Source organism: Legionella sp. 27cVA30 (assembly GCF_024160945.1).
Classification (GTDB): domain Bacteria; phylum Pseudomonadota; class Gammaproteobacteria; order Legionellales; family Legionellaceae; genus Legionella_A; species Legionella_A septentrionalis.
In genome coordinates, this window is sequence record NZ_JAMYXK010000002.1 from 428650 (window position 1) to 454132 (window position 25483).

The window sequence follows — 25483 nt, forward strand, 5'->3', positions numbered from 1 at the left end:
AGCAAAGGGGAAAAGATGAATAAAAGTGAATTGGTTGAAGCAATCGCTAATGGTTCAGGCGTAACAAAAGCAGTTGCCGGAAGAGTTTTAGATACCTTTATGGCAACAGTTAGTGATGTTCTGAAAAACGGCGACCAAATCGTTTTACCAGGATTCGGGTCTTTTTCAACCGGCAGCCGTTCTGCGCGTACTGGACGTAATCCGCAGACAGGTAAGACTATAAATATTCCGGCTTCTCGAGTTGCGAAATTCAAAGCAGGTAAGAAATTAAAAGAAGCTGTACAAGAAGCTTAGAATTCTTGGGTGCTTAGCTCAGCTGGGAGAGCATCGCCCTTACAAGGCGAGGGTCGCAGGTTCGATCCCTGCAGCACCCACCATGAAATGGAGTGGTAGTTCAGTTGGTTAGAATACCGGCCTGTCACGCCGGGGGTCGCGGGTTCGAGTCCCGTCCACTCCGCCAGCATCACGCGCGCCGAAAGGCGCGTTTTTTTTATCAGGATTTTGTGTAATCAGCTTGTGATTGCGGTTGCGCGAAAACTCCCTAACAGGGACATCCTAGTTGCTTGGGTGGTGACGTCAGCCCAAAAATATAGAAAATTCAACAACGGGAAGACGGGCATCGAGTTAATTGAGGTGAATTACTCCTTGTAGAAGCTTGATTGTCTATAAGACTTGAATTTGCTATCTTCTTGCGAGTTAATCAATTATGGAATTTCTTACATGTTGCAGAAGCTAAATGAACGCATCCAGGGGATTATAGCTTGGGTAGTCATTATTCTCATCGCAGTAACATTTACCCTTTTCGGTATTGATTACTACATGCAGTCACACCAAGATACAAGCATCCAGGTCGAAGTAAACGGACAACCCATCACTAAACAAGCATTCGAATTAAGCTATCAGCGCACCCGCCAGTTCAGTGAGCCTGCACAAATTACAGCTACTTCAGAAAGTGAGCTTAAAAAACAAGTCTTAAATGATATGATGCTGAATACGGTAAGCGTTCAATCTGCACAAAAAAGTGGCTTTGAAGTGAGCTCTGATCAAGCAAATTCTGCGATTTTAAATATTCCACAATTTCAAGAAGACGGGCATTTCTCACAAGATAGATACCAACAAGCGTTAACAGGCGCTTTGTTCACTCCGGAAACTTTCCAACGTGAAGTACGCCAGGGCATGTTGTTAAATCAACAGCGGTTTGCTTTCATTGGTACAGCATTTGCTCTGCCTTCTGAAGTGACACGCTTCGTGCGTTTATACATGCAAACCCGGGATTACAGTTATCTCCCCATACCTGCGTTCCCCTTTATGAAACAAGTTACTGTTTCGGAAGAAGAAATTAAAAATTATTACCAACAGCATAAAAAACAATTTATGGCTCCCGAAAAAGTTAGTATCGAATTCGTGCGTCTTTCCATGCGGGATATTAAAGAAAAAATTCAGGTTTCTGATGAAGAAATAAAAAGTTATTACGATGAAAATCAAAATAACTATCTCACGCCGACTCAATGGCAAGTGGCGCATATTTTGTTTGCTGTCCCGACTGATGCTTCCGAGGACGAGCAACAACAAACACAGCAAAAGGCTGAACAAGTTTATCAACTTTTGCAACAAAAGCCCGAGTTATTTGAAGAGCAGGTAAAGCTTCATTCCAGTGATAAAATATCTGTAATGAACAAAGGTATTTTGCCTTGGATTATTGCCGGACAGTCGGAATTTGATAAAGTTTTGATAACGATGGATAAACCAGGCCAAATTTCTGCTCCCACAAAATCACGGCATGGGTATGAAATTTTTAAATTGGTGGGATATAAGCCATCTGCTATCAAACCTTTTTCTGAGGTTAAGCAAGAGATAAAAGAGCAAATGCTGACCGAACAAGTGCAAACGAAGTATACACAGGCTTTAGAGCAGCTATCTGATTTAAGTTATCAAACTCCGGATTCTTTGGCGCCTGTAGCGGATGCTTTGAAATTGCAAATAGAGCAAGCGGAACCGTTTTCGCGTCAAGGTGGCAATCATGCAATTACCCAGAATAAACAAGTCATTAATGCTGCTTTTAGCCACGATGTGTTGGAGCTTGGCAATAACAGCGAGCCTATCCAGATTGATAATGACAGTGTCATTGTTCTGCGTCTGAATAAGCATATACCGGCTGCCGAAAAAACGTTGGCTGAGGTCCATGGCATGATTGCAGATAAATTGGCAAAAGAAAAAGCTGAAGCGCAAGCTACAAAGCTTGGCAAGATATTGCTTAGTGGCAAGGACGTACTGCAACAGGAAAAATTAATTGAGGAAAACCACTTGCAATGGCAAAGTGTTGCCGAGGCGACGCGGGAAACAGACAAAGCGCCAGAGGCTGTAAATGAATTGGCATTTAATCTAGCTCGTGCAGGTGCTCACGCAGGCCGAAAAATGGCAAATGGAGATTATGTTATTGTTCAGTTGAAAAGAATTAATGACGGGAAAGTCGAGGCTCTTGATAAAGAGCAAGTAGCCAGCATCACCCAGCAATTGGAGGCGAGCTACGGCGTTATGGATTATGATCTCTACGTCAATGGCCTCTTAAAAGAGGCTAAAATAGTTAAACACTAATTTTATCCAGATCCTCAGAATTTTCATGAATCCTATAGGTATGCACATGCATACCTATGCAACTAACCGGGAAATTCGTCATGTATCCGCAAAGGTTCAATAACAGATTAATTGCTAACTTATATACCCAATTACATCACCATTATCTAGATTGCAAAAAACGTAATCTTTCTGATTCTGAATTATGTTATGAGCTTGATAGCCAGATTTATCACACGTTCCCTTGGGGTGCGCTGGCAGAGGAAGATCATCACTATGTTTATAAGATATTACATATTTTTCTTGACGCTTCTTCAGCCCATTTAATGGCATCCCAGCTGCAAAAAAATGATGAACTAACAGGGGAACGCCGTCCTGTAGTAATTCTTACCCCATATAACTATAACCGCGTGTGTGATGATCATTTATTTTTTATGGCATTTGCCCCACAGTCTTTTCCTGTTATCCACATGCATGAACATGGCTCTGCCCATTCTCATACTCATCAGCATCCCAGTGAAGAAGATAAGAAGAAGCAAGGGAGTGTTTTGGCAGCTATTGCTCTAATTATTTTGGGAACATTGGCTGCCGGCTTGGCTTTTATAGCAATGTATTACTTGTTAAATCAACTGTTAAGTAGTGGTGAGCGCTTTTATTATCATGAAGGATGGCTGCAGGCAGGATTATCGCTCTTGTATATGGCAGTAAGTGCTACGGCAAGCGCTCTTCTTGGCGCTTTATTAGTACCTGCTTTGACAAGCCTTGTTGTATCTGCCGGCATTGGCAATCCAGTTTTTCTGGTGGCTTTGGGTGTTATTGCAATCACTTTAATAGGTACTGCTTTTGGTACTTTAATTGCCAATGCTATACAACAAGCAATCATAGAAAAATCAAATGCCAATGCCTTGGAGCCTAAAGATCCATATCGGTTCAATTTAACTGAGAGGGAGTGCTTGAAATTGGACGAGATGGGAGTGGATCCCTTAAAAGTCAAATGTGCGATAGTTGCTTTACGCATGCAATTGGGAGAGGGTGGTGTGCCTTCCTATATGAACCGATTGTTTAGTGAGAAAAAAGAGATTATTAACGAAGTCTTGGAAAAAGTTAGAAAATTACGCCGTGGTGAGTTAACGGAGGTAATAGTTGGAGACATGAGTTTTGACTGCAGAAAGGATTTGCCCATGTTTGTGCCAACAGCCCCGCCATTTAATCCTGAGTATGTGCCGCAATACAGTGATCAGCTGAATTATCCACAAGACAACCCATCAATGTCGTTTATGCCACAAACTCAGTTTTCTTTTAATATGAACTATTAGGCTCTTAGAGAAATGAGAGAGTATGGGCTGGTAAGCAGCCCATATGATTATTCGCCGAGATCCATCATCGAAACTGCATGATAGCCCGCATCCACATGCACCACTTCGCCGGTAATGCCTGATGCTAAATCAGAACACAAGAAAGCGGCGGTATTTCCTACTTCTTCAGTAGTAACATTACGTCGCAAAGGGGTAATGTTGGCATAGGCGCTTTGAATTTTGCGGAAATCTTTAATTCCAGCAGCAGCTAAAGTTTTAATTGGGCCTGCAGAAATAGCATTCACGCGGTGGCCTTTGGGCCCCAGGCTTTGTGCCAAATAACGCACGGCTGCCTCAAGACTTGCTTTGGCTATGCCCATGACATTGTAATTTGGCACCGCTTTTTCTGCACCAAAATAACTTAGTGTAAGAATTGAACCTTGTGTATCTTTCATCAATGGTTGAGCTGCTTTGGCTAAAGCCACCAAACTATACACACTGATATCATGTGCAATGCGGAATCCTTCGCGGTTAGCGTGTTCAACATAATCTCCGCTGATTTGATCGGCAGGAGCAAATGCCACTGAATGGATAACAATGTCCAGTTTATCCCATGTGCTGCCCAATTGTTCGAATACGGCCTGGATTTCCACATCGCTTGCAACATCGCAAGGAAAAGTAAGCTTGGAATTAAATTCGGCAGCCATATTTTCAACGCGTTCTTGCAATTTTTCATTCTGATATGTAAATGCAAGCTCGGCTCCTTGCTCATGGAATGATTTGGCAATTCCATAGGCAATGGAGCGATTGCTGGCAAGGCCCACAATCAATGCTTTTTTTCCGCTTAAAAATCCCACATTTATCTCCTTTAATCGTCTTTATACTTGTCTTAAGTAATATGCCTGCTTTTTAATCGGTGGCAAGACAATTTACAGTCTTATGTATGGGAAGCCAACAGCTCGCGCATTTTTGCCTGAATCATATCAATGGCAATGCGGTTTTCCCCGCCTCGGGGTACGATTAAATCTGCGTACCGACTGGATGGCTCGATGAATTGTAAATACATAGGGCGAACAGTGGTCTCATATTGATGCAGTACGGATTCAAATGAACGGTGCCGTTCAACTACATCACGTTTAAGCCGGCGGCTTAGGCAAACGTCCAGAGGAGCGGACATAAAAATTCTTATATCCATAATTTCACGTAATGCCTTATCGCTAAATAATAAAATACCCTCAAGAACAATGATGGCATGCCGACCGATAAAACGGGTTTCCGGCAAACGGATATGCTTGGAATGAGAGTAGATTGGGATCTCAACGGATTCGCCGCGTTGCAGTCGTCGCAAATGTTCGCAAAGCAGTGCATGATCAAACGAATCAGGATGATCGTAGTTTATTTTTTCACGTTCTGCGAAAGGTAAATGGCTATTGTCCTTATAGTATGAGTCTTCCGAAATAACAACCACTTGATCAGAGCCAAGTTCATTGACAATGGTGTTGGCCAGTAAACTTTTTCCGGAAGCAGATGGGCCGGAAATCCCAATAATAATAGCTTTCTTACTCATAGTTATAGGATTCAAAATTTAGTGCAGATAGTAAGGGTTTATGAAAATAAATTCAATGTGTAATAACGCCTATCACTGATTTTTACTTGCTGATTTGCCGCTTTAATAATACATATAAAGCCCCTGTACCTCCATCGCGCGGTTGGGCGCTATGAAATGCCAATACTTGTGGAATTTGCCGCAGCCATTGATTAATTAAATTTTTAAGCCTGGGAGCCTCGCCTTTATGTCCCCCTTTGCCGTGAATAATAAGCAGACATCGGACATTGCTTGCAGTGTGTTGTATAACGAAGCTGCATAGCGCTTGTTTGGCAACTTCTGCCCGCATGCCATGCAAATCAAGTTTGACTTCCCATTTTATCTGTGCCGTTTTTAATTGACGAAAACGTTTTCCAGGTATGTCTGCTGCACAATAGGAAAGAATGGAGTCAGACAACACGGGATTTTCATCTTCATAATAATCAGAAAGATAAAAGGATGCGGTTTCTTTTGATGATGATGGGACAGATGCTGAAGCTTTAGGTAATACAGCCGGTGTTTTGCAACACTTTATTTTTTTTGCAGCGTTCTGCAAAGGCTTTACATCCCGCATCATGGTACGAAATAACGCCTTATCCTCATCCGCAATCTCTTTAGCCATAATTCTTTATCATATAAACTGCTTACCTATATTATAAATGATGAATGCAGGGCAAAAGCATGCCGTGAAGAATATCATATATTGAGTCATTGCCGACAAAAGCACCACAAGGATTAACTGCCGGTTTACTTTGATTTAAATAACGACAATCAATGCGGATTCCTATACAATTTCCGGCGAACGCAGCAGGAGTATACATGACCCAATCTTATGCAAATATTGCCAATGAATTACACACGATTATTGATTTTTTGCGTTATACGCTTTCCCGCGCCAATCTTGAACATCTCTATTATGGCCATGGAACAGACAATGCCTGGGATGATGCCTGGGCATTAATCCTTGGCAGTTTGGCATTGCCGCTGGATGTGGATTCAATGCTACTCGCTTCTCGCCTAACAGAAAATGAAAAAAAATATTTATGCAGTCAGATCGAAAGACGTATCAAGGATAGGGTTCCTGTTCCTTATCTAACCAACCAAGCTTATTTTTGCGGCTTGAGCTTTTATGTGGATGAGCGGGTGCTTATACCGCGCTCGCCTATTGGAGAATTAATTTCCCAGCAATTCTCTCCCTGGATTGAAGAAGCCCGCGTAAATAAAATTCTGGATTTGTGTACAGGCAGTGGCTGTATTGCCATCGCTTGCGCCTATGCATTTCCGCATGCAACAGTGGATGCAGTGGATATTTCCGCAGAAGCCTTGCAAGTGGCTGCCATGAACTGTGATATGCATGCTATGCAAGATACGGTAAATTTAATCCAGTCGGATTGTTACCAGGCTTTACCCGGCGAGCAATACGACCTCATTGTCAGCAACCCTCCATACGTAAGCCTTGCAGAAATGCAAACTTTACCTAAAGAATATCTACATGAACCGAAGCTTGCATTGGAAGCAGCCGGCAATGGGTTGGCTATTGTGGAAAAAATCCTTAGAGAGGCTCATCATCACTTAAATGACCGCGGCATTTTAGTCGTTGAAGTAGGCAATAGCGAGGAAGCATTAACGGAAGCTTATCCCGATTTGCCATTTACCTGGCTTGAATTTGAGCGTGGCGGCCAAGGTGTATTTTTATTGACTAAACAACAATTGAAAGATTATTTCGAATGAGCGGAAACACGTTTGGCACATTGTTTACAGTGACAACTTTTGGCGAGAGTCATGGGCCTGCTATTGGTTGTATCGTCGATGGTTGCCCTCCGGGCTTAAGGTTAACTGCAGAATTGATTCAGCCATACCTGGATAAGCGCAAGCCCGGACAATCCAAATATACCAGCCAAAGGCGTGAAGAGGATAAAGTTGAAATTCTATCCGGAATTTTTGCGGAAAAAACGACCGGCACACCCATTGCTTTAATTATTCATAATGAAGACCAACGCAGCCGGGATTACGAAAACATTAAGGATTTATTTCGTCCTGGCCATGCAGATTTTACCTATCAACAAAAATACGGCCATCGCGACTACCGCGGCGGCGGGCGGGCTTCAGCACGTGAAACTGCAGCACGGGTGGCAGCTGGCGCCATTGCTCGCCTGTATCTAAAAGAACATTTAAACATCGATATTATCGGCTATTTACAGCAAATGGGTATGATTTCTGTTTCTTTTGAAGATGAGGCAGCGATCCATAATAATCCTTTTTTTTGCCCCAATAACTCGCAAATAAACGATTTGGCTTTTTATATTGATGAATTACGCCGAGCTGGCGATTCAATAGGGGCGAGGATTGCCGTGGAAGCCCGTGGCGTGCCGGCAGGTTTGGGTGAACCAGTATTTGATAAATTGGACGCGGCGTTAGCTCATGCCATGATGTCGATAAATGCAGTCAAAGGGGTGGAAATTGGTTCGGGTTTCAAAGCAGTTACTGAACTGGGCAGTGAACATCGCGACGAAATGTCTAAAGCCGGCTTTCTCAGTAACCATGCAGGCGGCATACTCGGCGGTATTTCTACAGGGCAGTCCATTTTTGTCAGTATGGCGCTCAAGCCAACGTCAAGCATTACTAAACCAGGAAGAAGCCTCAATACAGCCGGTGAAGAGGTTGCAGTCATTACCAAAGGACGTCATGATCCATGCGTCGGAATTCGTGCCGTGCCAATTGCAGAGGCAATGATGGCCCTGGTCATCATGGATCACTGGTTAAGGCATAAAGCACAAAATAACTAAAATTTTATTGGAAAAGTGACGCGCATGCGCCGCTGGGCTACCATGTGTTTACACGATTACTTTTTAAGGCTAGATGATGGGCAGAAAATTAAATATTGCAGTCGTAGGTGCCACAGGCGCCGTAGGGGAAACAATTATTAAAGTGCTGGAAGAACGCAATTTTCCTGTTGCTGAATTGTATCCTCTTGCTAGCTCGCGTTCTGTAGGCAAGATCGTCGAATTTCATGATAAGCCTCATGATGTGGAGGATTTGGCGCAATTTGATTTTTCTCAAGCCGATATCGCTCTATTTTCGGCTGGCGGTGCGGTTTCCAAGGAATATGCGCCCATTGCAGCTGCAGCCGGCTGCATTGTAGTGGATAACACTTCTTGCTTTCGTTACGACGCTGACATTCCTTTAGTGGTGCCGGAAGTGAATGCTCATCGCATCGCTGAATATAAAAACCGCGGCATCATTGCCAATCCGAATTGCTCGACCATTCAAATGGTAGTAGCCCTTAAACCTTTACAGGATGCTGTGGGAATTGCCCGCATCAACGTCGCTACTTACCAGGCTGTTTCAGGAACAGGAAAAAAAGCAATTAATGAATTAATTACCCAATTAGGAGAACTTTTAAACGGCCGGCCCATTAAACCTTCTGTCTACCCGCAGCAAATTGCATTTAATGTACTTCCACATATCGATGACTTTCAAGAAAATGGCTATACACGAGAAGAAATGAAAATGGTATGGGAAACGCATAAGATTATGGAAGATGATGGGATCTTGGTTAATCCGACCACAGTACGGGTACCAGTACTCTACGGTCATTCAGAAGCCATTCATTTGGAATTAAAAGCACCACTTAGTGCCGAAAAAGCACGCGCATTACTGCAAAAAGCACCTGGCGTTAAAGTAATCGACGATCCATCCCGATTAAAATATCCTACTGCGATGATGAATGCTGCAGGGCATGATGAAGTATTTGTAGGGCGCATTCGCCAGGATATTTCTCATCCCATGGGCTTGAATCTGTGGGTGGTGGCGGATAATGTGCGCAAAGGTGCTGCTACAAATGCTGTACAGATTGCAGAAATTCTGCAACAAGATTATTTATGATTTATAATAGGAGATATGACAGTACGTAACTCCGACATAGAATTGCCTGTGCGCCTACCGGAAGGTGAGCAAAAAGTTTCTTTCTTGCCTGATGAAAGCAAGGAAATGGAAAGAACCAGGCGAATAATTGAACAGCAAGGCCATCGTCCGTATGCGCCTGTAAATGCGCGCGACCATTCACAGCGCTTGCAAACTGCTCCTGAAGAAGGAATGCAGAACGCTTTATTAGAGCATCCGGAATTGGAAAATCTGCAATATTTGGATGGCCTTCCTGATGATTTTGTGCCCTCCGCACGTAACTGGCAAGCTTATGAGGAATATAAGAAGGCGCAGGAGGAAAAGAAACTTAGGAATGAACTGCAGTTAAACAATGCGCCAAAATTTTCTAACAGTCCTAAGCCTAGGCCGGCAGGTATGTAAGCATGTCCATTGCAAATGATATCATCAATTGCCGCGTCCCTGATTTTGACGCCTACATTCGCGCAGGCGATTTCTTGGATGATATTGACGAATACGGGTTTACCCCCCTGATTGAGTGCATCATCACCCGGCAGCCGCATATTGCGGAATTATTATTAGCCCGCGGCGTAGATATCAACAAAGCGGATATAAGCGGACGCACTGCCTTGCACTGGGCTGTCGATAACAATGATTTGGAATTCGCGCAATTATTGCTAGAGCATGGTGCTGATGCGAATGCCTATACCCGTTCGGGGTTGGCAGTTTTGGTGTATCCCCTTTTACGCGAACAGGATTCTATCAAGCATCTGCTTTATCGATATAATGCCAAATTGGATTTTGCTCTGGACTTTATTTACGCCAAACTGTTAGGACATCGTTTTGAATTGACAGGGGATGTAGACATTGTTAATGCCGGCGGGGAATTCATAGAAGTGGATTATGAGGGATTTATTCTTGAGTTTACAGTGGCGGTGATCCGGGATTCTTTGCGCCGCTTTACCAGCAGCTATGCGACAAAACATTTGCGTCAATATTTTCCTTTTTTATACACAATAATGGATGGACTCGCGGTCGCTGATGAATTATTGCGCTTTCAACACATAAAAAACCGTTCAGAAGAAGATAAACGTTACTTAACACAATTGCTCAAATCTCCAATGGTCATTCTGCCTGCAGCGAGCAGGGGACATGCTTTAGGTTTTGTGCGCTTTGGCCGCTGGTGGGCAAAGATTGATCGCGGCGAAAATAGCTTGCAGGAAGGAAGTGTCAACATTTATCAAATTACAAGACCCGAAGCATTCAATTTTAATTTTTTACAGAATTTCCTGTTTAAAAAACAAAGTCGTAATTATTTTCACAAGGAAATTAATCAGCAGTTGGGCTTAATACCCGCTGCTCAATTTCCCATGAGTTCACAAATTTCCGGCAATTGCTCCTGGGCGAATATGCAAGGCATCATTCCGGTTGCCTATGCGATGCAAGAATTGCAAGCAACAGGAACCTTCAATTATGAAGAAATTAAAAATTTGTATGAAGGTTGGATTGAGTGGGATAAAGATCGAGCCCTGCATGAAAGCATACAACGGTTTTATCTGGCTAATCCAGCCAGGAAAGCCAGTTATGCCTCCATGGTGGCTGCAGTTTTATTTCAGGCTTGTGATCACGCCAAGACGCATGATATCGAGCGTGCAGAAAAGATTTTAACAATCCTTACCTTGCCTGAATACAAATATATCTTGCAAAGTTATCTGGAAGTTTACTGCGTCCGGCGTTTAACCCGTAAAGGAAACAATCTCTTGAAACTCTTGGATGATTGTGGGGTAAACCCGAATATTGGTGTCACACCGATCGCTACAGGATTACAGACTCGCGAAGAACGGTAGGCGTACATTGCACTCAATTTCTTTATCTAAATCTTAACTCTGGATTGAGCTACCCAGGCAGGCGCCTGGGCAGGGAAGTTTAATAGATTTTATGCTTCAGTTTTCACTGGATTCTTTATTGGTTGATGCTTTTTTTTTTGATAATTCAGCATTGATGGGAATAACGCGCCCGCCTTGTTTATGCTGTTGTTCATGGCTGCCAGCATTGCTGCGTTGTTTATTGCGCCCTGAGGAATTGCCGGAAGTATGGCGGTTGGTATGGCTTCCTCCCTGGCGACGTTTGCGATTGGATTGGGCATAACGCTTGCCGGAGGATTGACCTCCATGAGCTTGCTTTTTCTCCCCAGCATCATCTTTGACACTTTTCTCAGAAGCATGAGCTTCCAGTGTTTTGGAAAATAAATTGCTCCATAAACGTTGAAAAAAGCCTATTTCCTTTTGTTTGCTGGCTTGCTGCCCGGTATATGGCTTAACAACAGGTTCATCGAGTTTTAAACCGTCTTTCTCACCTTGGGGGACGTTCACTTCAGGTTGCTGAATCAAAGAATAACTGGGTTTTTTGTGTTTACCCACATTATCTTCTTTTAAACGGGTGATGGTGTAATGCGGCGATTGCAGGTATGGATTGGCAATGAGTAAGACATTCACTCCATGACGTTTTTCAATATCAAGGATGAAATCGCGTTTTTCATTCATGATGAAAGTGGCCATTTCGGGAGCTAGCTGAACTTGGACTTCAGCGGTTTTTTCCTTTAGGGCTTCTTCTTCAATCAAACGGATAATAGACAATCCATGCGATTGAATATTGCGTACCGTACCGCGACCTTCGCAGCGTGGACATACTTCCTGCGCAGATTCCCCAAGCGATAAACGCAAGCGCTGACGCGACATTTCAAGTAAGCCAAAACGGGAAATCCGTCCAACCTGAATGCGTGCCCTGTCGGCTTTTAAAGCTTCTTTCAAGCGATTTTCAACATCGCGCTGATTTTTGCTTGAGCTCATATCAATGAAATCGATTACGACAAGACCACCTAAGTCGCGTAAACGCAATTGCCGTGCAATTTCATCAGCTGCTTCAAGGTTGGTATTCAGTGCCGTAGCTTCGATGTCTGCGCCGCTGGTAGCTTTTGCGGAGTTAATATCGATGGAAACCAGAGCTTCGGTGCGATCGATAACCAAAGCGCCTCCAGACGGCAGTAAAACTTCACGCTGGTAAGCTGTCTCAATCTGGCTCTCAATCTGATAAAAGTTAAACAAGGGGATCGTGCTCTTATACAATTTCAAGTTAGGCAAGAAATCCGGTTTAACTTGTTCAATATATTGTTTCGCTTTCACGTAAGATGCATGATCATCAATGATGATTTCGCGGATGGATTTACGCAAGTTATCGCGTATTGAGCGGATGATGACATCGCCTTCCTGGTGAATTAAACAAGGCGCAGGCTGGTTGTTATAGGCATTCTTGATGGCTTGCCACTGATTGCAAAGCATATCCAAATCAGCTTGTAATTCTTCCTGGCTTTTGCCAACGCCGGCCGTACGGATAATCAAGCCCATGTCTTCGGTTAATTGTAAGGAATTTAATGTTTCCTTTAATTCATCCCGCTCATCTCCTTCTATGCGGCGGGAAATGCCGCCAGAGCGCGGGCTGTTCGGCATTAATACAAGGTAGCAGCCGGCTAGGGTGATGTAGGTTGTTAAAGCAGCCCCTTTGTTACCGCGCTCTTCTTTATCCACTTGTACCAATAATTCCTGACCTTCGCGAATTAAGGATGTGATTGAAGGTTTTTCATCACCGAATTGGTCGGGATGTTTGCTTAAGTATTCTGCTGCAATCTCTTTTAACGGCAGAAAACCTTGGCGTTTTGCCCCGAATTCTACAAAAACAGCATCCAGGCTAGGTTCGCGGCGCGTTACTACTGCCTTATAGATATTGCCTTTCTTTTTTATTTCTGACGGACATTCAATGTCCAAATCAAATAAAATATTATCTTTAACCAAAGCAACACGAATTTCTTCGGCTTGTGTTGCATTAATTAGCATTCTTTCCATCTTAAACCCCATTAAAAGGGCGCTGGCACAAAAGCGAGGACAAGAAGGAAGCTGACTTCTCTATGGCGTTAAACAATTAAAATACTCATGCCCATTTAAATTTGCATGGACAGTCTGCTGTTGTTCCAAGCAGAAATGAAGTATTTGCATTGTTAAAACGTTTATATGAGAGACAGCTGACGAGCATCACCCTAAACCTGGAGAGAGTGTTTATAAATTCAGCCAAGAGGATAGAGATATTATTTTTGCTGCCTGCAGCACAGGCAGTGCATTCTGCTTTGTTCAAGCCAGAAAATTTGTTGAAAATAATATTTTTTCCTCTAAGTGTGAAAAATTTATAAACAGGTTGTAAGACCTTAGTTACAAACTGTTTAACTGCTGCAAAAATGGCGAATTGTTCTAAAATAGCGTTTGTTTTCATTAAAAAAAATAAATTATTCGCCGCAAATGGGTGCTGTTTTAGTTGCGATTCTCCTTGTTTTCGCTTCAATAAACAATTTGCAGACAGACTCTTCATAACAGACCGCACGCATGTTGCCTTTAGGTAGAAAGGTGCATACTTTATCCAGAAGTATGTCGAATATGCGTGGGTATCTGGTGAGTTTGTGTTCAATTTGCCTCTGGTATTGGGCTGCTTCCTTTCCTTGCTTAAGGGAAGCGCATTCTCATTTTTTAGCTGGTTTTTGCCAGCCGGTAAACTTTTTAATTGTTTATGCGTTATAATTCTGGCGCAGAATATAATTCTGCTCATTGTTAATCATAACAAAAAAATGGTGTTCAGGAAATAGGGACGCGATTGGACGAACGCAGTTTAGCATTGAAAAAGGTTTTGTTTAATGAGTGATGTCCGCTACACAGAAATTAGTCAGGAAGAGGAAGGCCAGCGTTTGGATAATTATTTGCTGCGCATTTTGAAAGGGGTTCCCAAGAGCCATATTTACCGTCTCATTCGCAACGGCGAGGTACGCGTTAATAAAAAACGCGCCCAGCCTTCTTCCCGATTAGAGGAAGGGGATAGCATCCGAATACCACCAGTGCGCAGTTCTCAAGGTAAATCTGACGTCTATGTGGGCTCCCGCCTTACCGAACGTTTACAAAAAAGCATTATTTTTGAAGATCAGCAATTATTGGTAGTTAATAAGCCGGCCGGATTGGCAGTGCATGGAGGGAGCGGCTTAAGCTTAGGCGTAATTGAAGCATTGCGCAAAACGCGTACGGATTTGGCTTATCTTGAATTGGTGCATAGGCTGGATAAAGAAACTTCTGGCTGCTTACTTTTGGCTAAAAAACGCAGTATGTTGCGTGCCATTCAGGCTCTTTTAGAAGCCAGGGAAATTGATAAAGTTTATTGGGCGCTACTTTTGCACTCCTGGCATGATAAGAAAGACTGCCTGGTTGATGTGCCTCTTAAAAAAAATATTCTAAAATCAGGAGAGCGGCTGGTTGCCGTGGATCCTGATGGGAAACCGGCGCAAACTCGTTTCAAGCTTTTGGAAAACTATGGGGAATCGTGCTGGGTAGAAGCTAACCCTAAAACCGGAAGAACGCATCAAATTCGCGTACATAGTGCTTACTTAAAGCATCCGATTATTGGTGATGAAAAATACGGTGGTACCCATCTCCAGGGCTTAAAGCAACGCTTATATTTGCATGCTCGGGCGATTCAATTTAATCTCAATGGAAAAAATTATTTCTTTCAGGCGGACTTGGATCAAGAATTTACACAAGCAATAGCCAAGCTGCGTTCAGGGAGTAAATCACTTCATGAATAAACCGTATCATTTGGTGGTGTTCGACTGGGAGGGGACACTGGGAGATACATTAGGAAATGTTCTAAATATCCTCACCTTGGAAGCCAGGCGCATGCATCTTGGGCAATTTGATGAACACCTTGCCCGGCATTACTTAACCTATGGATTGGCTGTAGCCATTAAAAAGATATTCCCGAAGTTAACTGCGCATCAGCAAGACGAGTTAACGCATTCGGTACGTTTGGCTATGGCGTCCCCGGGGGCTGATGTCTATTTGATTCCGGGTGCACAAGCCGTCGTGGAAAAAATGAAAATTGCGGGTATTCATTTGGCCATTGCCACGAATAAAGGGCATAATTCATTGCGGCGAAATTTGCAGGCGGCGCACATGGACAGTTTTTTTCCGGTAACGCGTGCAGCTGATCAAGTGCCAGCCAAGCCATGTCCACAAATGCTTGAAGAAATTATGGATGAATACGGGGTTTCGGCTGTTGAAACGCTGATGGTTGGCGATTCGGTAAGTGATATCGAGATGGCCGCAGCCATTGGAGTGGATGCAATTGGCGTGAATTTTTATAATCAAAAAGAACAGGCACGGGAACTTTTGGCAGCCGGTGCTTTGTATGTATTTGATGATTACCAGCAACTGTTAGATTACATGCAACTGTAATTATTTTGAGGAAAAGGGGTTCGGAGTGGGTACCTTGACGAGTTTACCTAATTTGCTGACATTGATGCGTATTTTGCTCATTCCTGTTTTCATTATTGTGTTTTATCTGCCCTTCCATTGGGCACATGCGGCTGCGGCAATTATTTTTGCTACAGCAAGCTTTACCGATTGGCTGGATGGTTATTTGGCGCGCAAATTAAAGCAAATGTCTTTATTCGGCGCATTTCTTGACCCGGTTGCCGACAAATTGTCGGTGGCTACGAGTTTATTGTTGCTGGTAGGTGCCAAAGATATCAATTACATCACTATTCCTGCCATCATCATTGTGGGAAGGGAAATTGTGATTTCCGCACTGCGTGAATGGATGGCTGAGATAGGAAGCCGGGCAAGTGTGGCCGTAAGTTATATTGGCAAAGTGAAAACAGTATTGCAGATGATTGCATTGGTGTTGCTGCTTGCCTTTCATCCTGCCTATTCTTGGTGGGGCATCCTCGGTTTCATTTTGCTTTATTTGTCAGCAATTTTAACGATTTGGTCAATGGTCATTTATCTCATGATAGCTTGGCCGTTATTAACAAAAAAAAATTAATTTTCGTTATTGACAGGGTGTTTATTTCCGGTAGAATTGCACCCCGTAGAGGCGCGGGAATAGCTCAGTGGTAGAGCACAACCTTGCCAAGGTTGGGGTCGCGAGTTCGAATCTCGTTTCCCGCTCCAATTAAAGCGACAGAGGGTCGCTTTTTTTTTACCAGGTTTATTTGCATCAAATAAATTGCATGCAATTTCTTGCAAGAATGTAGTAGAATTTGCAAGCAATCAGGAACAAGGCTGTGTGGCAGAGTGGTTATGCAGCGGCCTGCAAAGCCGTGTACGCCGGTTCGATTCCGGCCTCAGCCTCCAAGATACCTGCCCAGGTGGCGAAACAGGTAGACGCAAGGGACTTAAAATCCCTCGGGAGTTAAATCCCGTGCCGGTTCGACTCCGGCCCTGGGCACCAATTACGTACAATAACTCGAATGTAAATTGTCGTAATTATCAAATAATAATCAGAATATCTTTAGCTTTTTTTTTCCAAATATTATAAATAGGTAGTATTTCCTAAATTTATTGTAAATAAGTCCTTGAATGCCCTATGCGCAGAAAAGTGCATGATATGGATAAATTCTTTACAATAAAGCCATTTTATGCTAATGCTTTGTAAAATCCCTATGAAATTTTAAATCAGGCAGTCCTATGACTGAGCCATCCAAACTTAAAATTTTACTGTGCCGACTATCGCATATTGATGTATGCATTGAACTGCAATATGTGATAAAGGCTTTTTTAATCCCTTTGTTTAAGATAATTCCAAATTCTCCACCCTATTTAGCGGGGCTTATTAATTGGGGAGGGCATAGCATTCCGTTAGTGGATTGGGCTTTTTGCATGGGTTCTACGCGAGAGGAGCCTTATTCTCCCGATACGCCAGTATTGCTTTGTACGGATGGTAAGCAATTCGCTGGGGTGATAGTCGATAAAATTCTGGGGTTGATTGAAGTAGAAAAAACTCAACTACAATTAAATGATGCGTTTAGGGAAGAGAAAGCGCCGTTTGCTGCAGCGGTTACCATTGATGCAAATATATCGCTGCTAATCGATATCCACCAACTTTTAAAAATACAGTTAACTGAAAGCAAAATCCCAGCGCTTAACAATAGGTGAGCATGATGCATCACATAGATACCATGGGTTTGTCGGAGGGTTTTTCTAATACTCTTAAAGGATTGGAGTCAAAATTACTGCAAATTATTTTACAGCGCACGGGAATCGTAGTGCCTTTTACGCTGTTAAAAACCCTATATGCTTTCATTCAACAAGACTGTCAGCGCTTAAGCTTAGAGCTCGACGCTTATTTGGCCCGGCTGGCCAATACGCCTGTAAATTCTTCTTTATTTGAAAGGATTATTAGTCAAATCGTAATCGGAGAAAGTTATTTTTTTCGCGATCAGCAACAAATGAAATTGCTGCAGGAGACATTATTACCGCAAATTATCAAGCGTAAACAACAGCAAGACAATTTAAATTTACGGATTTGGAGTGCCGGTACAGCAGGGGGGGAGGAAATTTATACCTTAGCGTTAATAATTTACGAGATGTTACCATCCCTTGCTGACTGGAAACTTCATTTGTTAGGCACGGATATTGATACACAAGCTCTAAAAAAGGCCAGTGTTGGCTTTTACCGGCCCTGGTCGATGCGTACTATTCCTAAGTATTTTTTAGAAAAATATTTTATAAAAGAAAAAGATGGATACCAGTTATGCAGTGAAATCTTGCGTTTGGTAACATTACGCTATTTAAATTTGGTTGAGCCCCATTATCCTGAACTGTTAAATGGCACTTCGTCTTTGGATTTAATTTTGTGTAGAAATGTGTTGATTTATTTTGACACAAAACACATTGATTTTGTGGTGAAAAGGCTAGCCGGGTGTCTGGATGACGATGGAATTTTAATGTTCGGAGCGTCCGATCCAATTAATTATGCGTCTACCTGCCTCATTAGCCATTTTGACAAAAGTGCCTATTTTACCAGAAAGGCTTGCCTGGGTGAGGAGTATGGGCATGATTCAATCTAAGATACAGCATGCCCTGCAATGCTTGCCCAAAGACGTACAGACATTGCAATTATTGGAAAAACGCGCTGCTCTGCTGGCGCGAGAAACTCTTAAAGACGATGAAGGTGAGGTGGCACTCACTTACGTACCCTTTGCTTTAGGCCATGAGACTTATGGGGTGCCGATGAGCTATGTCCAGGAAATCATGGGCAATATGCCTTTAGCAAAACCTCCTTTCACCCCTGATTTTGTTGCCGGAATTATCAATCGGCGTGGTTCGCTGCTCACTATTTTGGATTTGAAGCAATTCTTTAAGCTTACTTCTGTGACTTATCCTGAAACTCGTTACATTATTATTGTTTCAGCCGCAGGAATAACCTTAGGATTTCTCGCCGATACGGTTTATGGCAGTAATTTTTACGAACAATCCGCACTGGAAGCACCCTTGGCCTCGTTCGAGGCCATCCAACCGGACTATGTAATTGGTTTGTATCAAGGTTTAAGCGCTATTATTAATGTAGAAGCAATTATTGCAGCGGTTGCCATACAACTTAAACGGGAAGGAGAAAGGTGATGGATGCACACGCAAGGAAATCACACCGTGGTTTATCCATTCGTGGCCGTTTAATAGCTGGTTTTTTATTACTCAGCATGCCTTTGTTTATTGTGATGTTGATTACGCTCGTTAAGGTAGAGTCCAGTAACCAAATCAATAGCATTATTCAGGAAGTTGACACGCCTACGTTAAATGCTGTCATTGATTTGGATGGCAAAATACTAACTTCACAACGGTATGTGTACCAATGGTTAATCACAGGGAATGAACGGGCCAAAACGAATTTTGAGACAAATCGTCAGGAGATGCTCGCGCGCATTGAAGAAATCGATGAGTTAACAGACGCTTATGATTATCCAAATGATTTTGAAAAACTTTGGAATGAATTAAAAACTCACTATTCCCCTTTGTTTAATGAGCAAAAAGCATTGTTCTCATTTTCTATAAATCGAGAAGATTTGTTATCAGAGCAAGCACTGGCACATTTAAGTGCTGCCGTGAAAATACTTGATAAGATGCTGCTTATTATTCAAGGTGTTCGTGATGTGAATGATCCTGCCCATTTTCGTGGTGGCATATTCAATGCTGTCTCTGAGATATTCATCAAAGATTCGATAAGGCTTACTAACAATTTAGTCACCTTGAAATGGTTATCTTATGGGCTGCTGATGTTAGCCATTGTTTTAACGGCTGTTGTTCCTTTTCTTACTGCCCGCTCTATCGTGCGCCCACTTAATCAAGCCATCGATGTTGCTCAAGCCATTGCTTCTGGAAAGCGCCATATTGAAATCCCTCCTGGGGGTAGCGATGAGGTGGGGAAACTTCTGCAGGCGTTAAAAAGCATGCACGATGCCATCGTAGAGAAAGAAAAGGCGCTGATTGCGAATGAAGAAAAAACACGGCAGTTATTTGAAACGACCGTGCAAACTGCCCAACAATTTAGTGAACACACGAGTAAAGTTTCTGCAGGTGATTTGCGCGAGCGAATTGAAGTACGGCAGGGTGATTTGATGGAAAAATTAGGGAAAGACTTGAATACCATGACCGATAACCTGGCTGGGATGGCAAAAAAAATCATGGATACAAGTCAACGTGTGATTGGCATGGTGGATACCATTAAATCCTCGGCAAATGAACAATCAACCAGCATAACCGAGCAAGCTTCGGCGATCAGTGAAATCAGTGCTTCTTTAGAAGAAATTGATAAAAGCTCAAAGAAAACAATTGAAAAAGCACAAAGTTTACGCGATGCCGCAAAAAGTACGTATGAACAAGGTAAAAAGGGGAAAGAATCAGTCCAACAAGTCATCGAAGGTATGAATACATTACGTGAAAAAGTAAAAATCATTGAAAAAACCATCGTGGATTTAAATAATCATACCCAACAAATTAGCGAGATTACCTCGGCTGTTACTACTTTGGCACAACAATCAAAAATGTTGGCACTAAATGCCTCCATTGAAGCCGCTAAGGCTGGCGAAGCTGGAAAGGGTTTTGCTGTAGTAGCCAATGAAGTTAAAAATTTGGCTGAGCAATCGGAACAAGCCACCACGCAAGTACAAAAAATTCTCGAAGAAATAAGAAATTCGGCTGATAAGGCAGTGATTGTCACCGGAGAAGGTACTAAAACAGTGGATGCGGGTAGCGTATTGATTGCTAACACCGCAGAAGTAATTAACAGTCTCAGCGAGTTGATTAATACGGCTTCCATTTTAAGCCAGCAGATGGAAGCTGCCATAAGACAAGAAGGGATTGGAATTGAGCAAATCACAGCGAGTATGAATGAAATCAACCAAGCCACTTCTTCTTTTGTAGTGGGTATTAAACAAACTACGGAAGTAATCAATAGATTGGCTGAGATGGCAGAGGGGCTTAAAAAAGATGTGGATATTTATCGAATATAAGGGTGAATATGGCATCTGCAGACGAACGCTATAATAAACTGATTGAAATCTTCAAAGGCGAGTTTAAGCAACGGATTACCCTTATCCAAGAAAATCTGGATAATCTTAAAACCCAAAACCCCACTGCTAACACGGAACAGCTGGTACAAAGCATTGCCAGTGAGTCTCGTAATATCAAAGTTTCTGCTCAAGCTGTGGAATTTGATTATATTGTTGAAATGGCGCACCGGCTTGAGCAATTATTTAGCGGTATTCAGCAGGATCTATCGCTTTTAAGTGCTGAAATTATTGTTGGAAGCCAGGAAATTATTGCTTATCTCAAGGAAGCTATGGAAGCTTGTAGTCAAGGTGAATCGCTTCCTGACGGTTACCAAACATTCATGCTGAAATTAAAACAATGGCTTGATAACAAGAAAGAATCTTCTCTTAAAGAACCGGTTGCTGGCATGGGTCAAGCAAAGACACCTGTTCATACGACAACCAAAGTCGGTCAGGATTTTGCCAAACAAATTGTTAATACATTTAAAATAGAACTCGATGAAAAATGCCAGGTCATCACGGATGGCTTACTTAAACTTGAAAGAATAGAGCAGGATAGCAGTGAATATGAAGCAACCATTCATGACATGTTCAGGGCTGCACATAATATTAAAGGCTCTGCAAGGGGAGTTGGTATTTTACCTGTAGGAGACATTGCACACCGCCTGGAGACTTTATTTTCTTCTCTGCAAAAACACGTGGTGCGAGTTTCCAAACCCATCATCACGCTTTGTCTTGCTGCCGTAGATGCAATGCAGGTAGCCATGGGGTGTTTTTTGAAATCCCAACCACTTTCTTTTGAGTTACCAGAACTTTTGGCGAGTCTTGAGCAATATGCTTCCGGGGATAGTAAATTGCCGCAAGAAGCGCCCGTTATTCGTAAACCTGCAATAAGCCCTGCCAAGGTGAGTTCTGCTAAACATGAAGAAGTAGAAGAATCGATACGGGTTTCACTGAAAAATCTTGAGCATGTCTCAGCCTATATGGAAGACATGCTTGTTAATAAAATTGCGTTTGATGATCATTATGCACAGTTGAGTCGTATCAATGTCCGCATGCGACAATTCATGAAATCCTGGAAAAAAGAGTTAACGAATCTAGTTTCCACAAGCCTTATTAATCCTGCTTCTTCGCAAGCCGTATCGCTGCTGGAAATGTCTGATGAACTAATGGAGTTTACTCATTCTCTGCAGGAATTGCAGAAGGATATGCGCGCTCGTATGAATGAACTTGCAGTAACGTTTAATAATTTACAGGATGAAGTGGGCATGCTCCGCCTTGTTCCTGTGTCTATTTTACTTAGAACGCTGCCGCGGGTAGTGCGTGATTTAGCGCTTTCTTTAAATAAAGAAGTCAACCTGACGATAGCCGATAATGAAGTTAAAATTGATAAACTTGTTTTAGAAGGTTTAAAAGATCCATTGCATCATATTTTAAGAAACGCAATTGATCATGGAATTGAGCCCGTAGAAAAACGGGTACAAAAAGGCAAGCCTGAAATTGCTTCTATTGCTATTGACGTTCACCAGGAAGGCAGCCAAATCGTTTTTGTAATAAAAGATGATGGCGCAGGAATCGATCTGGATAAAATAGCGAGAATTGCTCTGCAGGAAAATCTAATCACTCAGGCAGAATTAGAAAATATGACGGAGCAAACTATACTTGAACTGATTTTTCATCCCGGATTTTCTACCGCCGAGACTATTACAGACATTTCAGGCCGCGGCGTGGGCTTAGATGTGGTTAGAACGAATTTGGCCGCGCTAAAAGGAAACGTAACCGTTACCTCCAAACAAGGGCAGGGTACGACTTTTTATTTACATGTGCCCTTGACACTTGCTACGGAACGAGGGCTTATTGTGCGTAGCGATAATCAATTTTTTGCGATAACGGTTGATTGCGTTTTAAGAGTGTTATTGATTCGACAAGGCGACATCCATGAGATAGAAAATAGCCGTGCCATTTTACTTGATGACAAATTTCCTATTAATTTATATGCCTTAACCGCCATTTTAAACCCGGAAAAAACCTGGGTTCCTCAGAGTGACTTGCTGCAAATTGTTTTGGTAAAGAAAAACCTGCATACAGTGGCTTTGGTAATGGATGAAGTCCTGGGCGAAAGTGAAATTGTTATAAAGCCTCTGCAGGCGCCTCTAACCAATACCCCTTGTATTGCCGGTGCTACCTTGTCGGGGAATGGGCAAATTATTTTTGTATTAAATTCTATCGAGCTGATAGAAAAATCACTGCAGGCACCAACCATTCCCTCCATAAAAGACTTCACGGAGATGAATTCATGATTCGGGTACTCATTGTGGATGACTCAGAAACGGAAGTCGCACTCATCAAAAAGATATTAGAGCCTGAATCGGATATGGTTATCGTAGGGATTGCCAGGAATGGCAAAGAAGCTGTCGAAGCTGCACTTTATCTTAAGCCGGATTTAATCACCATGGACATTCAAATGCCCATTATGGATGGATTGGATGCTACCCGCCTTATTATGATGCAACAGCCCACTCCCATCGTGGTGATTAGTTCGACGGTGGATGATGAGTCAGTCAAATCCGTTTTCCACATCCTTGAAGCAGGTGCGCTCACCGCACTCGCTAAACCTACGAATGTTTTAGCGCCCAATTTTGAAGACACGCGAAAACGCATCGCCGCTACCTTACGCGCGATGGCTGAGATTAAGGTTATGAAAAAAATGTGTAAGGGAGTTCCGGCAAAGGAGCCTGTCTCATCAATAACCAATGCATCGGGTAAAGGTTATGAAGTAATCGCAATTGGTGCTTCAGTCGGTGGTCCTATGGCTGTAAAAACTATTTTATCAGCCTTACCGGCTAATTATCCTTTGCCAATTATTCTTGTACAACACATGAGTTATGGTTTTACCGAAGGCTTTGTCAACTGGCTAAAAAACCATGTACAACTGCAAGTGAAAAGCCCAGAGCAAGACGAAGTATTCAGCAAAGGTACAGTATACATTGCCCCCGAGGGGCACCATTTGGAAGTGAAGCGTACAAATCGGGGGCTGGTTGCTGATTTATATGCAGGACGGCCAGCTTATGGTTTTATTCCATCAATTAGCATTTTATTTAAATCGGTTGCCAAAGTGTGTGGGCCTCATGCAGTTGGAGTTTTATTAACCGGCATGAGTTACGACGGCGCTGAAGGTATGCTCGAAATGAAGAAAACAAATTGCCTTACCATGATTCAAGGGCCGGAAAGTTCGATCGTATTTGGCATGGGCAGTGTGGCGCAATCCTTAGATGCAGTGGATATCGTATTAGAATTGAATGAATTAACTCTTTATTTAGCCACCAAGATTGTGGGAATACATAATGGTTCATGAAGCAAGCGAATTATTGCAAGCCCAACAGAAAACATTGGTTCTTATTGTGGATGACAGTGCCACGATGCGATTATTGCTTGCAGAAGCCATGTCTGATGCCGGGTTTGAATCTTTAGTCGTCGAGAACGGTGAAGAAGCTTTAGAGGTATTAAAAACTACTCAGCCTGATGCCATTTTATTAGATGTAGAAATGCCTGGATTAAACGGGTTTGCGGTATGTGCCGAAATCCGTAAGATGGTCCATTTCCGTTATACGCCCATCATGATGGTAACCGGCCTTGAGGATTATGAATCGATTAATAAGGCATTTCTAGCAGGTGCCACGGATTTTACCACTAAGCCGATTAATGCCGCCCTGCTGGGGCATCGTGTCCGCTATATGGTGCGCACCAGTGCTTATTTTCGTGATTTACAAGCAGTGGAATTAAAAGTACGTGAGCTCAATACAGAACTGGAGAAGAAAATTTTAGAAATTCAACAAATTGCAGAAGCTCAAGCCCGTTTTGTCCCCCAGGATTTTTTAAGATTATTAAATAAAGAAAGCATCGTTCATATTAATTTGGGTGACAATGTTGAAAAAAACATGTCGGTGCTGTTTCTTGATATCCGCTCGTTTACAGAGTTAGCTGATCATGCAAGTCCCGTTGAGATATTTTCCTTTCTAAATGAATTAATGAGTTATTTAGAGCCAGCTATCGTTAAAAATAATGGATTTATAGATAAGTATATTGGTGATGCGATTATGGCGTTATTCAATAGAAGGCCGGATGATGCCTTACAAGCATCTGTGGATATGCACGGCTTTTTAAAAAAATACAATGAAACGCGGACTCATAAAGGTTTGCAGCCGGTGCGAATTGGTATTGGTATCAACACAGGTATGCTGGTATTGGGAACGGTAGGATATGAAGACAGGATGGATTGTACGGTCATCAGCGATACGGTGAACGTGGCTTCCAGGATAGAATCACAAACTAAAGTTTTAGGCGTGGATGTTTTAATTACGGAAGAAACGTTTAAGCAATTGCACCATCCCGAGCGTTTCCATTTGCGGTCGTTAGGCAGTGTGCAAGTAAAAGGAAAAGTAGAGCCGATTAATATATATGAAGTTTTTAATCATAATCCTGAACTTGAAGTGCAAGCAAAACTCGCATACCAAGCCATTTTTGCTGAAGCGCTTATTTATTACCAGCAAAAACGCTATCTCGAAGCTTCAAGTTTATTCCGGCAAGTCATTTCTAAAAATTCCCGCGATCTTCCTGCGGAATATTTTTTACAACAATGCCAATTTAAGAGCAATGCATTTTCACCCGGTTTAAAATAATGCGTTTCTTACTCAAGCTCATTTTAAAAATTGCACAAAATAAAAGATAATCACG

Annotated in this window: 23 protein-coding genes and 5 tRNA genes; 23 read left to right on the forward strand and 5 right to left on the reverse strand. The window is 42.5% G+C overall.

Going from position 1 to position 25483, the window contains the following annotated elements; all coding sequences use genetic code 11:
• The first annotated feature begins 15 nt into the window (after window positions 1-15).
• The 5 genes from NKV53_RS07240 to NKV53_RS07260 all read left to right on the forward strand — a co-directional run bounded on the left by NKV53_RS07240 (window position 16) and on the right by NKV53_RS07260 (window position 3890).
• Complete coding sequence (locus NKV53_RS07240; protein WP_199737579.1) at window positions 16-294, forward strand: HU family DNA-binding protein; 279 nt, start codon at window positions 16-18, stop codon at window positions 292-294.
• A gap of 7 nt (window positions 295-301) precedes the next feature.
• A tRNA-Val gene (locus tag NKV53_RS07245) sits at window positions 302-377 on the forward strand.
• A 6-nt stretch (window positions 378-383) separates the two neighbouring features.
• Window positions 384-460, forward strand: a tRNA-Asp gene (locus tag NKV53_RS07250).
• Window positions 461-720: 260 nt separating this feature from the next.
• On the forward strand, window positions 721-2595 hold the full coding sequence (locus NKV53_RS07255; protein ID WP_127032941.1) for a SurA N-terminal domain-containing protein: 1875 nt from the start codon (window positions 721-723) through the stop codon (window positions 2593-2595).
• An 80-nt stretch (window positions 2596-2675) separates the two neighbouring features.
• Window positions 2676-3890 (forward strand): hypothetical protein, encoded by a 1215-nt coding sequence (locus tag NKV53_RS07260; protein WP_127111453.1) that lies wholly within the window; start codon window positions 2676-2678, stop codon window positions 3888-3890.
• 47 nt (window positions 3891-3937) lie between these two features.
• Here the strand turns inward: NKV53_RS07260 and NKV53_RS07265 are convergent, their stop codons facing one another.
• From NKV53_RS07265 to NKV53_RS07275, 3 genes are all read right to left on the reverse strand, one after another.
• Window positions 3938-4726 carry an enoyl-ACP reductase gene (locus NKV53_RS07265; RefSeq protein WP_127056952.1) on the reverse strand — a complete coding sequence of 263 codons (789 nt, stop codon included), beginning with the start codon at window positions 4724-4726 and terminating at the stop codon, window positions 3938-3940.
• 80 nt (window positions 4727-4806) lie between these two features.
• On the reverse strand, window positions 4807-5436 hold the full coding sequence (gene udk / locus NKV53_RS07270) for a uridine kinase (RefSeq protein WP_126952932.1): 630 nt from the start codon (window positions 5434-5436) through the stop codon (window positions 4807-4809).
• Window positions 5437-5518: 82 nt separating this feature from the next.
• Window positions 5519-6076, reverse strand: coding sequence for a Smr/MutS family protein (locus NKV53_RS07275; RefSeq protein ID WP_127032945.1), 558 nt, complete (start codon window positions 6074-6076; stop codon window positions 5519-5521).
• 197 nt (window positions 6077-6273) lie between these two features.
• Here NKV53_RS07275 and prmB point away from each other — a divergent pair, with 197 nt between their 5' ends.
• The 5 genes from prmB (at window position 6274) to ankH (ending at window position 11183) form a co-directional block, all read left to right on the forward strand.
• Window positions 6274-7185 carry a 50S ribosomal protein L3 N(5)-glutamine methyltransferase gene (gene prmB, locus NKV53_RS07280; protein ID WP_127032947.1) on the forward strand — a complete coding sequence of 304 codons (912 nt, stop codon included), beginning with the start codon at window positions 6274-6276 and terminating at the stop codon, window positions 7183-7185.
• Entirely contained in the window at window positions 7182-8240 is a 1059-nt protein-coding gene (aroC, locus tag NKV53_RS07285; RefSeq protein WP_126952935.1) for a chorismate synthase, read from the forward strand. The genes prmB and aroC overlap by 4 nt, the downstream gene beginning before the upstream one ends.
• A gap of 76 nt (window positions 8241-8316) precedes the next feature.
• On the forward strand, window positions 8317-9339 hold the full coding sequence (locus tag NKV53_RS07290; protein ID WP_126953119.1) for an aspartate-semialdehyde dehydrogenase: 1023 nt from the start codon (window positions 8317-8319) through the stop codon (window positions 9337-9339).
• A 15-nt stretch (window positions 9340-9354) separates the two neighbouring features.
• Window positions 9355-9759: a hypothetical protein gene (locus NKV53_RS07295; protein WP_126952936.1), complete on the forward strand. Its 405-nt coding sequence runs from the start codon at window positions 9355-9357 to the stop codon at window positions 9757-9759.
• Between the two features lie 2 nt (window positions 9760-9761).
• On the forward strand, window positions 9762-11183 hold the full coding sequence (gene ankH, locus NKV53_RS07300) for a Dot/Icm T4SS effector AnkH/LegA3 (protein WP_126952937.1): 1422 nt from the start codon (window positions 9762-9764) through the stop codon (window positions 11181-11183).
• A gap of 96 nt (window positions 11184-11279) precedes the next feature.
• On the opposite strand, the gene NKV53_RS07305 is transcribed toward ankH, so the two are convergent.
• Together NKV53_RS07305 and NKV53_RS07310 are read right to left on the reverse strand one after the other, a co-directional pair.
• Window positions 11280-13235, reverse strand: coding sequence for an Rne/Rng family ribonuclease (locus NKV53_RS07305; protein ID WP_199739148.1), 1956 nt, complete (start codon window positions 13233-13235; stop codon window positions 11280-11282).
• A gap of 85 nt (window positions 13236-13320) precedes the next feature.
• Window positions 13321-13752, reverse strand: a complete 432-nt coding sequence (locus NKV53_RS07310; protein WP_127032949.1) for a hypothetical protein — start codon at window positions 13750-13752, stop codon at window positions 13321-13323.
• Window positions 13753-14071: 319 nt separating this feature from the next.
• On the opposite strand from NKV53_RS07310, the gene NKV53_RS07315 reads away from it, so the two are divergent.
• From NKV53_RS07315 to NKV53_RS07375, 13 genes are all read left to right on the forward strand, one after another.
• A complete protein-coding gene (locus NKV53_RS07315) occupies window positions 14072-15007 on the forward strand; it encodes an RluA family pseudouridine synthase (RefSeq protein WP_127032951.1) in 936 nt (311 codons plus the stop codon).
• The gene (locus NKV53_RS07320; RefSeq protein WP_126952941.1) at window positions 15000-15656 is read left to right on the forward strand and encodes an HAD family hydrolase; all 657 of its coding nucleotides are present in this window, start codon (window positions 15000-15002) and stop codon (window positions 15654-15656) included. The genes NKV53_RS07315 and NKV53_RS07320 overlap by 8 nt, the downstream gene beginning before the upstream one ends.
• 25 nt (window positions 15657-15681) lie before the next feature.
• A complete protein-coding gene (gene pgsA, locus NKV53_RS07325; protein ID WP_126952942.1) occupies window positions 15682-16245 on the forward strand; it encodes a CDP-diacylglycerol--glycerol-3-phosphate 3-phosphatidyltransferase in 564 nt (187 codons plus the stop codon).
• Window positions 16246-16298: 53 nt separating this feature from the next.
• A tRNA-Gly gene (locus NKV53_RS07330) sits at window positions 16299-16373 on the forward strand.
• Window positions 16374-16482: 109 nt separating this feature from the next.
• A tRNA-Cys gene (locus NKV53_RS07335) sits at window positions 16483-16556 on the forward strand.
• 8 nt (window positions 16557-16564) lie between these two features.
• Window positions 16565-16653, forward strand: a tRNA-Leu gene (locus NKV53_RS07340).
• Between the two features lie 236 nt (window positions 16654-16889).
• Window positions 16890-17357: a chemotaxis protein CheW gene (locus tag NKV53_RS07345; protein ID WP_253350917.1), complete on the forward strand. Its 468-nt coding sequence runs from the start codon at window positions 16890-16892 to the stop codon at window positions 17355-17357.
• A 2-nt stretch (window positions 17358-17359) separates the two neighbouring features.
• Window positions 17360-18271 (forward strand): protein-glutamate O-methyltransferase CheR, encoded by a 912-nt coding sequence (locus tag NKV53_RS07350; RefSeq protein ID WP_127033543.1) that lies wholly within the window; start codon window positions 17360-17362, stop codon window positions 18269-18271.
• Entirely contained in the window at window positions 18258-18824 is a 567-nt protein-coding gene (locus NKV53_RS07355) for a chemotaxis protein CheW (RefSeq protein WP_158615199.1), read from the forward strand. The genes NKV53_RS07350 and NKV53_RS07355 overlap by 14 nt, the downstream gene beginning before the upstream one ends.
• Entirely contained in the window at window positions 18824-20710 is a 1887-nt protein-coding gene (locus tag NKV53_RS07360; RefSeq protein ID WP_253350918.1) for a methyl-accepting chemotaxis protein, read from the forward strand. Before NKV53_RS07355 ends, NKV53_RS07360 begins: the two co-directional genes overlap by 1 nt.
• A gap of 8 nt (window positions 20711-20718) precedes the next feature.
• Entirely contained in the window at window positions 20719-23049 is a 2331-nt protein-coding gene (locus tag NKV53_RS07365; RefSeq protein ID WP_127033537.1) for a chemotaxis protein CheA, read from the forward strand.
• Window positions 23046-24104, forward strand: coding sequence for a chemotaxis-specific protein-glutamate methyltransferase CheB (gene cheB / locus NKV53_RS07370; RefSeq protein ID WP_126952947.1), 1059 nt, complete (start codon window positions 23046-23048; stop codon window positions 24102-24104). The genes NKV53_RS07365 and cheB overlap by 4 nt, the downstream gene beginning before the upstream one ends.
• Complete coding sequence (locus NKV53_RS07375; RefSeq protein ID WP_253350919.1) at window positions 24094-25428, forward strand: adenylate/guanylate cyclase domain-containing protein; 1335 nt, start codon at window positions 24094-24096, stop codon at window positions 25426-25428. The genes cheB and NKV53_RS07375 overlap by 11 nt, the downstream gene beginning before the upstream one ends.
• Window positions 25429-25483 lie beyond the last annotated feature (55 nt).